The sequence below is a fragment of the Microbacterium sp. VKM Ac-2923 genome, from assembly GCF_022815605.1.
Classification (GTDB): Bacteria; Actinomycetota; Actinomycetes; order Actinomycetales; family Microbacteriaceae; genus Microbacterium.
Map to the genome: position 1 here is coordinate 59,590 of NZ_JALGRP010000011.1, position 12,142 is coordinate 71,731.

Genomic DNA, 12,142 nt, shown 5'->3' on the forward strand with positions numbered 1-12,142 from the left:
GATTTTGTCGCTTGTCGGAGCCCCGAAGCGACAATTCCTGGCGACTCGCGCGGGGGGGACGGGGGGGGGACGGGGGGACGGGAGATGAATAAGTTGCACGCACGTGTGCAGGTTAGGCGTACACTCGTGTGACGTGAGCACCCCTATCCGCCGCGACGCCGTCGAGAACCGCGCCGGCATCCTGACCGCGGCCACCGCCGCCATCGGCCACGACCCCCGCGCCTCGATCGACACGATCGCCCGAGGCGCCGGGCTGTCGCGCCGCGCCCTCTACGGCCACTTCGACGACCGCAACGCCATCGTCCGCGAGGTCATCGCCGCGGGCGCCGCGCGCTTCAACGCGATCGCGGCCGGCATCGACGACGCCGACTCCCGCGTCGCGCTCGCTCGCCTGGCATCCGAGCTCTGGCGCGAAGCCGCGCACGTGCAGGCCGCCGCCGCTCTCGCCCTCGACGATGCCCACCTGGCCGAGACCTCCGCCGCCCTCGCCCCTCTCCGTCGTCGCATCGATCAGATCGTGCGTCGGGGGCAGGAGGCCGGTGAGCTGCGCACCGACCTCCCCGCTCCGACGCTGTCCCGCCTCTTGGAGGAGACCGGCCGCACGGTCGTCGCGCGGGTGGATGCCGAGAGCTCCACGGCACGCGAGATCGCCGTGTGCGCGGTGCTCGGCATCGCGGGGCTGTCGTGGACCGAGGCGCGCGCGCTGCTCGTCCTGCACCCCGACCTGGAGATGTCGTGAAGATCGTCGTCGACGCCGTCGCAAAGGGGCGTAGCGCCCTGCCGGCGACCTCCACCGCCTTCGAGACCGGCCACGCCAGCCTCGTCGTCACCGAGACCGAGCAGCGTCCCACCGTGCTGGGGCTGGTGGCATCCGGTCGCATGAAGGTCGACGCCGGCTCCGTCACGATCGACGGGCGGGCGGATGCCGCGGGCCTCCGCCGACGCGTCGCGCTCGTCGACGCCCCCACCGTGTCCGAGCCGGAACCGAACGTCTCGGTCACAGGCGTCGTCGCCGAGGAGCTCATGTTCGCCGGTCACGCCCCCACCCCGTTCGCCGCCGCGCGATGGCTCGAGGGCATGGGCCTCGAGGCGATCGCCGGCCTTCCGATCGGCAACGTCGAGCCTGCGGCACGCATCCGGCTGCTGCTCGAGCTGGCCGCGCTGAGGAAGGACGTCGAGGGACTCGTCCTCGTCGCGCCCGACCGTCACGGCGGCGAGCCTCTCGCGTGGTGGCGGATCGCCCAGGAGTTCGCGGAGCGGGGCTACGCGGTCCTGGCCGTCGCGGGCCACGCCTCGCGCACCGCCATCGACGCCGCGGAGGTCGCGCGATGAAGATCCCCCAGATGATCGCGGCGGAGCTCCGCCGCCTCACCTCGACGCGCATGTCGGTGATCGCCCTCGTCGCCCTGCTCGCCGTGCCCATCCTCTACGGCGGCCTGTACCTGTGGGCCAACCAAGACCCGTACGGCAACCTGTCCAGCGTCCCCGTCGCGCTCGTCGTCGACGACAGGGGCGCCGAGGTGAACGGCCAGCAGCGCAACCTCGGCGACGAGGCGGCGGAGCAGCTGCTCGACAGCGACACGTTCGAGTGGCACCGGGTCACCTCAGACCAGGCCGACGCGGGGCTGGAGACGGGTGACTTCGACTTCATCGTGACCCTGCCCGCCGACTTTTCGGATGCCGTGGCCTCGCTCTCGAGCGACAGCCCGCGCCAGGCCGGCATCGAGCTGCGCACGAACGATGCGAACAACTACCTCGCCTCCACCATCGGCACGCAGGCCGTCGCCCGCATCCGGGAGTCGGTCGCGCGGAAGGTCACCGACGAGGCGGGGCTCACCCTGCTCGACGCCCTGCACACGATCCGTGTGAAGCTCGTGGATGCCACGGACGGGGCGACGCAGCTCGTCGACGGTCTGGCCTCGGCGAAGGACGGCTCCTCGCAGCTCGCGAGTGGTTCGGCGACCCTTGCCGACGGCTCCGTCCAGCTCGCCGACGGTACGGCCCAGCTCTCGTCGGGCGCCGTGGGCCTCCGGGACGGCACGGCCCAGCTGCGCGACGGTGCGTCCCAGGTCGCAGACGGTGCCCAGCAGGTCGCCGGCGGAGTGGACCGTATCGACGCGGCAGCCCGGCGGGTGGGGACCGCCGCCGGGGACGCCGCGGCCCAGCTGCCACAGGCACGCGCCGACATCGCGACGGCCCTGGCCGACGCGGGTCTCGATCCCGCGCGCATCGACGAGATCCTCTCGCGGCTCGACCCGGTCGCCGAACGCCTGTCCGCGGCCAACGGACGCGTCCAGGACACGGTGGCCCAGATCGACCAGCTCGACGACGGCGCCCGGCAGGTCGCCGCCGGAAGCGCGACGCTGGCCACGGGAGCGGCGAGCGCGGCCGACGGGGCCTCGGCCCTCGCCGACGGCGCCGGCACCGCGGCATCCGGAGCCGCCCAGCTGCGCGACGGCTCGGCGCAGCTGCGCGACGGTGCGGAACAGCTCGACTCCGGTCTCGGGCAGCTCTCGACGGGGGCGACGCAGCTGCGCGACGGGCTCGCCGCGGGCGTGGACCAGATCCCCGACTCCGACGACGCGACCCGGCAGGCGCAGGCCCAGGCCATCTCCGACCCCGTCGCCGTCGGCACGAGCGCGGTGACCACGGCGCAGAACTACGGAGCCGGCCTCGCGCCGTTCTTCGCCGCACTGGCCGGGTGGATCGGCATCTACGCGCTGTTCCTCATCGTCAAGCCGGTCTCGAAGCGCGCGATCACGGCGCTGCGCTCTCCCGTTCGCGTGACCCTGGCGGGCTGGCTCACCCCGACCGCCCTGGGGGCGCTGCAGATGGTCGGGCTGTTCACGGTGCTCGCCATTGCGCTGCAGTTCTCGTTCGCCAATCCGGCCGCCGCCCTCGGCATCCTGCTCTTCGCCTCGGCGACGTACGCGGCGATCGTGCTCGCCCTGAACGTCTGGCTCGGCTCGGTGGGGCAGTTCCTCGGTTTGGTGCTGATGGTGCTGCAGCTCGTCACCGCCGGCGGCACCTTCCCGTGGCAGACGCTGCCCGCCCCGCTCGCGGCGCTCCACCACGTGCTGCCGATGGGATACGTCGTGGATGCCATGCGCCAGGTCATGTACGGCGGCGACGTCTCGCGGGTCGGCCCCGACCTGCTGGTGCTGGGCGCGTGGATGGTCGGCGGCGTGCTGGTGGCGGCGATCGGGGTGACCCGCATGACCCACCACCGCACCCTGCGCGACCTGCAGCCGAGCCTGATCGGCTGAGCCGGGTTCCGGCGGCTTCGACAGGCTCAGCCACCCGGCGAGGCGAGGAGGTCCCTGAGCCCGTCGAAGGGACCGGACCCCGGATGCCGGCTCACGCGGCGGGTCGAGTCGCCTGGGCCGAGCCCGTCGTCCTCCTTCTCGCCCGGCGGGCGACGACGTCGTGCAAGAGGCGCGCGAAGGTCGTGCCCACCGCTTCCGGGCTGAGCCGCCGCGACTGCTCGCGCGCTCTCACCGACATCTCGGCCCGCGCCGTGTCATCGAGGAGGAGCGCGGCGAGTGCGCTCGCGATGCCCTCGGTGTCGCCGGGGGCGACGAGGATCCCCCCTTCGCCCACGTAGTCGCGGGGGCCGTAACACACGTCGAATGCCACCACCGGGAGTCCGCTCGCGAGCGCTTCACCGATGGCGAGGTTCTGTCCTTCGAAGGAACTGGTGCTGAGGAACGCGGTGGAGCCGGCCATGGCGTCTCGGACACGGTCGGAGTAACCGTGGAGGTGGACGCTCTTCGTCAGACCGCGGTCGTCGATGAGGTCCTGCAGCAGGTCCCGGAGGGGACCGTCGCCGTAGATGTGGAGGTGCGCATCCGGAACGCGCTGCAGCACCCTCGGCCAAGACGCGACGGCGGTATCCACCCGCTTCTGGTCGACGAGTCTGTTCACCATCATCACGTCGCGGCCCCTGCCCCCGTGAGAGCGGGGACGGGAATCGGGGGTGATGGGTGTGGGAATGGCGATGGAGCCCTCGTACGCTCCGAACCGCTCGGACACGTCGTTCTCCTGCGAGGCGGTGGGCCAGATGACGGCATCGAAGCGGTCGAGGAGGGCGAGCCACCTGCGCCACCCGTCGTCCCGCAACGACGATGACGGCTCGCAGGGGGCAGCGAGGTGCGAGTTGTGGACGGTATGCACGATGCGCACGTTCGGATCGTCCCAGTCCGCGATGAGCTCGCCGATCTGCTTGGACTCGCAGATCACGACGACCGAGCGTTCGTCATCGTCGGCGCGGGCCCGGAGCTGGGCCACCACCGTTCTCAGCCACGCCAGGTAAAGCCCTCCGAAGCCCGACACGATCCGGTCGCCGGCGGAACCACGCACGACGACCGCGGTTTCGGTCAGGTGCCAGCTGGGGTCATCGCGGATGACGGGGAGCGACACGACCTCTCGTCCGTGGTCGTCGCGGATCCCACGGTAGGCGGCATCGGGGTCGGCTCGGCCGGCTCGCGCCTGCTCGTAGAGCCACATCGGATCACGGCGGATCTCTTCGAAGAGGTTCCGGATGTCGATGTCCGGCCGCGGATCCCCGCGGAAGGCCTGTCGATTCTCCCTCTCGTGCTCGTCCGCGCCGCCGACGTCGAACGTCAGCAGAAGCGGGCGCTCGATGCCGATGGAGCACAGCAGCCGTAGGCGCGACGCGACAGCGACGGCGTACCCGCCGTCACGGTCGGGCGAGAGGCGGCTGGTGAGAACGACGAAGTCGGCGTCGGGGGGCGCGGGCATTTTCAGATCCTCTGGGGGGAGATGACGAAAACCCTAGGCGGAGGTCCCAGGGGTGCTGTAGGGCATTGCTCCTGCGCGACATTCGTGCAGGAGCAGACGCTGCCGGCCGGCATCGAGGACGGTGCGAGACGGCGCAGGTGCGGAAGAGGGGAACGGCCGACTCCTCGGGCGGAAGTCGGCCGTCCGTTCGCGAGGGCGTCAGGCGCCCGGGGCAGCACCGCCGGGGCCACCCGCCATGCCCGTGGCGGCCTGCTGCTCGACGCTGTTGGCGTAGTCGTTCGAGGGGTCGCGGTAAATGGTGTGCACGTGGCCCCAGCCGGAGGTGGTGACGCCGTCGACGTCGGCGCCGGCCGAGCCCTGCTGCGCTTGGAAGGCGATGTAGACGTCGGGCCCCGAGATCGAGAAATCGATCCCGTCGCCGGTGGTCATGTCATAGGTGGTCTCGCCCGACCACGCGATGACGGTCCTGTCCAGCGTCGCCTCGATCTTCGCGAGAGCACCGGCGGTGGTCTGCTCGTCGGCCATGCCGACCCAGTTCGCCGTCACGTCCAGCAGCAGCTGCTTCTGCTCGTCGGTCAGGTCCGCGCCGGTGAGGCCCGCACCGGTGGAGAAGTCGCAGGTGTCGCCGGGGGCGCACATCGACACGTCCCCCGAAGTGAGCGTGGCCTGCTGCTCCGCGGTCAGGCTGTCGTAGAACGCGAAGGCGTCGGTGTAGATCCCCTCGAAGGGCTGCACCTCGGCGCCGCTTTCGTCGGTGTACACCGCCGGCTGCACGCCCAGGTGCGTGGGGGCGAAGGTGATGGCATCCGTCGATCCGTCGAGCGTGGCGTTGATGCCCAGGTGGTGGCCGCCGAACTGCACCTCCCACGAGGAGGTGTCGGAAGGGTCGCCGAAGAACGCGATGTAGTACTGCCCGAGCACATCGGCATCGCTCGAGCTGGAGTACTGGGACAGGTACCGGTCGCCGTTCATGATGCCGACCACGGTCGCGTAGGCCTCGTCACTGAGCAGCGACTCGAGTACCGCGAGGGCCGCGGTCGTCTGCTCGTCGGTCAGGTCGGCGAGGTTGAGGCCCGCGCGCTGGACGAAGGTGACGGGGAAGTTCGACCACGACGTCGTCTTGGTCTCGTCGTCGAAGGCGTAGAGCAGGGCGTCGCGCTGCTCGTCGCTCAGCGTTGCGAAGAACGCCTCGGCGGCGGCGGCGGTGTCGGAGATGGTCTCGGCGGTCGTCGTGGCCGAGGCGCCGTCGGTGTCGGTCGTCGTCGCTGCGGTGCTCGTCGCCGTCGCCTCTTGGGTGACCGCGGTGGTCGCGGCAGTGGTGGGCTCGATGGATGCCGTGGACCCTGCGCACCCGGCGAGGGTCACCGACAGGAGGACGACACCGGCGGCGAGCGCGGTGACGGGGCGGGGTCGGCGGTCGGGAGCGTCGGCGGCGGGGCGGCGGAAGCGCGAGAGGAGGTTCGTGGGCACGTCCACGATGGTGGCGGGGTCACCCAAACGGGTCCCTCATCGAACCTTGGGCGTTCCTATGAGCGCAGGAGATCTCCTGAGCGCCGACCGCGGATCCCTGAACCCGCCGAACGTGTCGCGCCTTCCGTGCACCGACCGGGTGATGCCTCGCACGGTCGGGCCCGCACTCACACCGGCAGCCGCACCTCGAACACCGTCCGCCCCGGTGCGCTCTCGACGGAGATCCCACCGTCATGCGCCTCGACGATCGCCTGGGCGATCGACAGCCCCAGGCCCGTGCTCCCGGCATCCCGATTGCGGGCATCGTCGGCGCGGGCGAAGCGGTCGAACAGGCGCCCGGCGACGCCCGGGTCGATCCCCGGCCCGGTATCGGCGACGCGCAGCACCGCCTCGCCCCGCTCGCGCGCGAGCGACAGCGTCACCGTCGTCCCCGGCGGTGTGTGGGTCTGGGCGTTGCGCAGCAGGTTCGCCACGACCTGCCGCAGACGGTTCTCGTCTCCGGTCACCGAGATGAGGTCGTCGGTCACGTCGAGCCGCCACTCGTGCGTCGCATCCGCGGCCTGGGCATCGCTCACGGCGTCGACGGCGAGCAGCGTCAACTCGACCTCGTCGCGGCGCAGCGGCTGCCCGGCATCCAGTCTCGCCAGAAGCAGCAGATCGTCGACGAGGGATGCCATGCGCTGGGCCTCCGACTCGATCCGATCGAACGAGCGGGCCTGCGTCGGCGTCATCGGCGCGTCCTCGCCGAGCGAGAGCTGCGCGTAGCCGCGGATGCTCGCCAAGGGCGTGCGGAGTTCGTGGCTGGCATCCGCGATGAAGCGCCGCAGCTGCTCCTCGCTGTGCTGCCGGGCGGCGAGCGAGGACTGCACGTGCCCCAGCAGCTCGTTGAGCGACGCGCCCACCCGGCCCACCTCGGTCGCCGGGTCGGTGTCGGAGGCGGCGACGCGGTCAGGGATCTCCACGCTCCCCGCGCTCAGCGACAGCGTGGACACCCGTTGCGCGACACCCGCAACCCGGTCGAGCGGACGCAGGCTCCGCCGCACGAAGAGCGACAGACCCAGCACGGCGATCAGCAGCGTGACCGCGGAAACGGCGACGAGGATCACGATCAACGCCGAGGTGGTCGCGGTCACGTCGGCCTGCGAGTTGCCGGCGAACACGGTGTCGCCGTCGTCATCGGCCGCCGCCACGCGGAATGCCCCGAGGTCCGTCCCGAGGTCCACGGTCACGGGCGCGCCGTCGGTCGCCACCGACGAGCGCAGCAGCGCGACCTGCTCGTCGCTCAACGCCACCTCGGTACCGTCGGCTCGCGTGTAGCCCGATCGCTGCACCGTCCCGTCACCGCCGATCACCGCCTGCAGGGTGCCGATGCGCGGCGCCGGGCTTCCGGCATCCATGCCCGGGCTCCCGGCTGCCGTGCCCGGGCTCCCGGCTCCCGTGCCCGGGGTTCCGGCCTCCGACCCCGTCGGCCGACTGTCGTCGTCGCGCCCGCCGAAGCCGTCGCGACCGACCGCGAACGACAGCCCCTCGCGCACCTGCTGGTCGAGGCGGTCGAGGGCGAAGGATCGCAGCGCGAGAATCGTGGCCAGACTCATCGCGATGAAGGCGAGCGCGACCAGCACGCTCGTCCCCACGACGAGGGTGCGGCGCAGGGTCCAGCGGCCGCGGGTCATGACGACTTGATCGTGTAACCGACGCCGCGCACGGTGTGGATCAAGGGCTCGCCGAGGGTGTCGATCTTCTTGCGCAGGTACGAGATGTAGATCTCGACGACGCTGCCGTTGCCGCCGAAGTCGTAGCTCCACACCTGGTCGAGGATCTGCGCCTTGCTCAGCACCCGACGCGGGTTCTGCATGAGGTAGCGAAGGAGCTCGAACTCCTTCGCGGTGAGTTTGATCGGGATGCCGCCACGCTCGACCTCGTACGACTCCTCGTCGAGCGAGAGATCGCCGACGCGCAACCGCGGATCGGCGTCGGCGACGGCGGCGACGTGACGGCGGGCCATCCCCCGCAGCCGCACGATCACCTCCTCGAGATTGAACGGCTTGGTGACGTAGTCGTCGGCCCCGGCCGAGATCCCCGCGATGCGGTCCTCCACGGCATCCTTCGCCGTCAGGAACAGCACGGGCGCGTCGTTGCCGGCCGCCCGGACGCGGGTCAGCAATTCCATGCCGTCGAGCCCCGGCATCATGATGTCGAGCACCAGCAGGTCGGGAGCGAACTCGCGGATGACGCCGAGCGCCTCCTGCCCGTTCGCCGCGGTGCGGGCGTCCCACCCCTCGTTCTGCAACGCCATGCGCAGCAGATCGCTGAGGTTGGCCTCGTCGTCCACGACGAGCACACGGATGGGCGAGCCGTCGGGACGGGCGAGGGGCGCGGGGCGGGAGGTCACGAGAGCCAGCATGCACGCTCCCCCGCCTCGACGTCACGCGACATACACGGTTCATAGGAAGCGTGAGGGAGCGGTGAGGGTGCCGTTCCTACCGTCACCTCAGACGGCCGCACCCCGCGTCCGGAGGGAGAAGCATGTACGGCACGTATCTTCGGCGCGAACTCGCCGGCCGCACCAAACAGACCGTGGTCGTCGCGGTGGGACTCGCGATCGCCATCGCGCTCGTCATCGTCGTCGACGCGCTCTCGGCGGGCGTGCGCGACGCGCAGTCGCAGGCGCTGTCGTCGGTGTACGGCGTCGGCACCGATCTCACGGTGACCGGCGCGCAGACCGAGCCAGGACAGGGCGGGGGACCGCGCTTCGACTTCGGCGCCGACGACGGAGCGACCAGCGACGGCACGACGACGCTCAGCCAGTCCCGGTTGATGACCGACATGCGACGCGGCACGCTCGCCGCGTCGACCGTGACCACCGTCGCCGAATTCGACGGCGTCTCCGCCGCGACCGGCGCCCTGTCGCTGACGAACACCACGTTCTCGGGCCAGATGCCCGACCGCAGCGCGCAGTCCGGCACCGACCCCGGCGCCGCCCCGGGCGAGGGGATGCCGCAGCAGCCTCCGTCCGGCGGAGGCCCCGGCGGCGACGGCGGCAGCGCTTTCGGTGTCGACTCGTTCAGTGTGCTCGGCGTCGATCCCGCGGCATCCGCCGGTCCCCTCTCCTCGGTCACCGTCACCGATGGTCGGGCTCTCACCGCATCCGACGACGGCGCCGACGTCGCCGTGGTCGACGCCACGTACGCGGCGAGCGCGGGTCTCGTGGTCGGCGGCACGGTCGACGTGGCCGGCACGGCGATGCAGATCGTCGGGATCGTGGCCTCCGCGTCCGCCGAGGCCGACACCGCCGCGAACGTCTACCTGCCCCTCGACGTCGCGCAGGCGCTGGCCGGTGTCGGCGACGTCGTCTCGACCGTGTACGTGCAGGCGTCGTCGGCGGATGCCATCGACGCGGTGCAGAGCGAGATCACGGCCGCGCTCCCCGACGCCACCGTCAGCTCGCAGTCCGAGCTCGCGTCGACCGTCTCGGGCTCGCTGTCGAGCGCGTCGTCGCTGATCTCGAACCTCGGCACGTGGCTGTCGGCGGTCGTGCTGCTGGTCGCCCTGGCCCTCGCCGTGCTGTTCACCATTTCGGGCGTCGCCCGCCGCACGCGTGAGTTCGGCACGCTCAAGGCCATCGGCTGGTCGAACGGCCGCATCGTTCGTCAGGTCGCGGGCGAGTCGCTCGCCCAGGGCCTGATCGGCGGTGCCCTGGGTCTCCTCCTCGGTCTCGGCGGCATCCTGCTCGTCAACGTCATCTCGCCGACCATCTCGGTCGGCGGTCAGGCTGCGGAAAGCGGCCGGGGCGGCGAGGGCTTCGGCCCCGGCGGTCCCGGCGGCTTCGGTCAGGCCGCGGCCCAGGCCACCGACATCGTGCTCAACGCCCCGGTGACGCCGGTCGTCGTCGTGGCCGCCGTCGGCATCGCGGTGCTCGGCGGAGTGCTCGCCGGAACCTTCGGCGGCTGGCGTGCCGCCCGCCTCAGCCCCGCCGCCGCCCTCCGCTCGGTCGCGTGAGCGGCATCCCCCGTCCTTCGAAGGAGACATCATGACCCTCACCGCACCCACCCTCACCGCGACCGCGTACCGCCTGCAGGGAGTGACCCGCACGTACCGCCAGCGCGACCGGACGGTTCACGCCCTGGCCGGCGTCGACCTCGAGATCGCCGCGGGCGACTTCGTCACCATCCAGGGCCCGACCGGCGGCGGCAAGTCCACGCTGCTGCAGATGCTCGGGGCCCTCGACCGCCCCACGAGCGGTTCGGTGACGCTCGGCGACGTCGACATCGCGGGAGCCTCGAACGCGCAGCTCGGCCGCCTACGCGCCCAGGAGATCGGCTTCGTCTTCCAGGGCTTCAACCTCATTCCCACGCTCACCGCCGGCGAGAACGTCGACATGGGTCTGGAGCCGCTCGGCCTCGACCGCGAGGAGCGGCGGCGGCGGGTGGCTGAGGCACTGGCGCGGGTCGGGCTGGACGACCGTGCCGACCACCGCCCGGGCGAGCTGTCGGGCGGCCAGCAGCAGCGCGTGGCGATCGCCCGAGCCGTGGCCAAGCAGCCGCGGGTGCTGCTCGCCGACGAACCGACCGGCAACCTCGACGAGAGCATGCGCGACGAGATCCTCGACGTGCTGCAGGCGCTGAACGCCGAGGGACTGACGCTCATCGTCGTGACGCACGACTCCGCCGTCGCCCAGCGGGCCCGCCGTCGCCTCCGCCTCGCCAAGGGCGTGGTCACCGACATCACGCGGGGGTGACCGTCGTGCCCGCGTGACGGGCGCAGGGCCAGGGACCTGCGGAGGACCGCCACCGTGGCATCCCCGCTCGGTCACACTCCGCGCGGCCAGCACCCGTGACAGGCGGAGGGCCAGGGACCTTCGGAGGACCGCCACCGTGGCATCCCCGCTCGATCACGCTCCGCGCAGCCAGCACCCGTGACGGGCGGAGGGCCAGGGGCGAGCGGAGGACTGCTCTCGCGGCATCCCCCTCCCCTCCTCCCTCCCCCTCCGTCCGTCGCGGCCCGTGTCCCCTGGTCGTCGAGCACGTCGAAGACCTGCGCCCGCGCGATTCGGCGGCAGCGCACCCTCAGCGATCCGCGCAAGATCACCCGCCTGGTCCCGGATGCCACTGAGGTCGCGCCGATCGCGGAGCCCCGCGCCCGCTCGCGCCCCGTCGAGGCGACTCACCCCACGCCCGCCCGGACCCACGTCAAGTCCCGCCGGCCCCGTGGCATCCACCCCCTACAGTCGAAGCACCCCGACCGAACGGATGCCATGGCCGCCCGCAATACGCGACTGATGCGCTGCACCCCCGACGATCTCTTCGCGGTGCTCTCGGACGGGTGGCTCTACCCCGTGTGGGTCGTGGGGGCCGCGCGCATGCGCGACGTCGATGAGCAGTGGCCGCGAGAGGGCTCGCGCATCCACCACTCGCTCGGCGTGTGGCCGATCATGATCCACGACGAGACGGAGATCGTCGAATGGGACCCTCCGCGTCGGCTGCGGTTGCGCCCGGAGGCCGGCATCGTGGGCCGGGGTGTCATCCGGATCGACGCACGACCGCACCCGGCGGGCACCGCCGTCACGATCATCGAGGAGCCCGTGTCGGGCGCGGCATCCGTCCTCCCGGCGCTGCTGTGGAAGCCGATGCTGACGGTGCGCAACCACGAGTGCCTGAACCGCTTGGCCTTCCTCGCCGAGGGCCGCCGCGCCGAGCGCGAGGCTCGCGAACTCGATCACCGCACCGAGACACCCGAACCGCGCGAGGGCACCGCGTCACCGCAGGCGCGGCGCGACATGCGCGAAGCCGGCATCTGAGCCGCGATCACCCACGACCACCGCCCCCGGCGGCTCGCGCTGATCAGCGAGGAGCGCCGGGCCATGTGATAGGGCCCCGGACGAAGCGTTTCCCCCGCGGAACACCGCTCCTCA

Annotated in this window: 10 protein-coding genes; 6 read left to right on the plus strand and 4 right to left on the minus strand. The window is 71.8% G+C overall.

Translation table 11 applies throughout. The features are described from left to right. The first annotated feature begins 133 nt into the window (after positions 1-133). The 3 genes from MT347_RS15475 to MT347_RS15485 are packed head-to-tail and all read left to right on the plus strand — an operon-like array spanning position 134 to position 3,266. Positions 134-739, plus strand: coding sequence for a TetR/AcrR family transcriptional regulator (locus MT347_RS15475; protein WP_243502198.1), 606 nt, complete (start codon positions 134-136; stop codon positions 737-739). Beyond that, positions 736-1,332: a hypothetical protein gene (locus MT347_RS15480; protein WP_243502199.1), complete on the plus strand. Its 597-nt coding sequence runs from the start codon at positions 736-738 to the stop codon at positions 1,330-1,332. The genes MT347_RS15475 and MT347_RS15480 overlap by 4 nt, the downstream gene beginning before the upstream one ends. Beyond that, positions 1,329-3,266 carry a YhgE/Pip domain-containing protein gene (locus MT347_RS15485; RefSeq protein ID WP_243502200.1) on the plus strand — a complete coding sequence of 646 codons (1,938 nt, stop codon included), beginning with the start codon at positions 1,329-1,331 and terminating at the stop codon, positions 3,264-3,266. The genes MT347_RS15480 and MT347_RS15485 overlap by 4 nt, the downstream gene beginning before the upstream one ends. Before the next feature lie 91 nt (positions 3,267-3,357). On the opposite strand, the gene MT347_RS15490 is transcribed toward MT347_RS15485, so the two are convergent. The 4 genes from MT347_RS15490 to MT347_RS15505 all read right to left on the minus strand — a co-directional run bounded on the left by MT347_RS15490 (position 3,358) and on the right by MT347_RS15505 (position 8,635). Then, positions 3,358-4,761 carry a glycosyltransferase gene (locus tag MT347_RS15490; RefSeq protein ID WP_243502201.1) on the minus strand — a complete coding sequence of 468 codons (1,404 nt, stop codon included), beginning with the start codon at positions 4,759-4,761 and terminating at the stop codon, positions 3,358-3,360. 198 nt (positions 4,762-4,959) lie between these two features. Then, positions 4,960-6,231: a DUF3500 domain-containing protein gene (locus tag MT347_RS15495; RefSeq protein WP_243502202.1), complete on the minus strand. Its 1,272-nt coding sequence runs from the start codon at positions 6,229-6,231 to the stop codon at positions 4,960-4,962. A 167-nt stretch (positions 6,232-6,398) separates the two neighbouring features. Next, entirely contained in the window at positions 6,399-7,904 is a 1,506-nt protein-coding gene (locus MT347_RS15500; protein ID WP_243502203.1) for a cell wall metabolism sensor histidine kinase WalK, read from the minus strand. Further along, positions 7,901-8,635, minus strand: coding sequence for a response regulator transcription factor (locus MT347_RS15505; RefSeq protein ID WP_243502204.1), 735 nt, complete (start codon positions 8,633-8,635; stop codon positions 7,901-7,903). Before MT347_RS15505 ends, MT347_RS15500 begins: the two co-directional genes overlap by 4 nt. 122 nt (positions 8,636-8,757) lie before the next feature. On the opposite strand from MT347_RS15505, the gene MT347_RS15510 reads away from it, so the two are divergent. The 3 genes from MT347_RS15510 (at position 8,758) to MT347_RS15520 (ending at position 12,028) form a co-directional block, all read left to right on the plus strand. Next, a complete protein-coding gene (locus MT347_RS15510) occupies positions 8,758-10,230 on the plus strand; it encodes an ABC transporter permease (protein ID WP_243502205.1) in 1,473 nt (490 codons plus the stop codon). A gap of 31 nt (positions 10,231-10,261) precedes the next feature. Then, a complete protein-coding gene (locus MT347_RS15515; protein ID WP_243502206.1) occupies positions 10,262-10,969 on the plus strand; it encodes an ABC transporter ATP-binding protein in 708 nt (235 codons plus the stop codon). 540 nt (positions 10,970-11,509) lie between these two features. Further along, the gene (locus MT347_RS15520) at positions 11,510-12,028 is read left to right on the plus strand and encodes an SRPBCC family protein (protein WP_243502207.1); all 519 of its coding nucleotides are present in this window, start codon (positions 11,510-11,512) and stop codon (positions 12,026-12,028) included. Positions 12,029-12,142 lie beyond the last annotated feature (114 nt).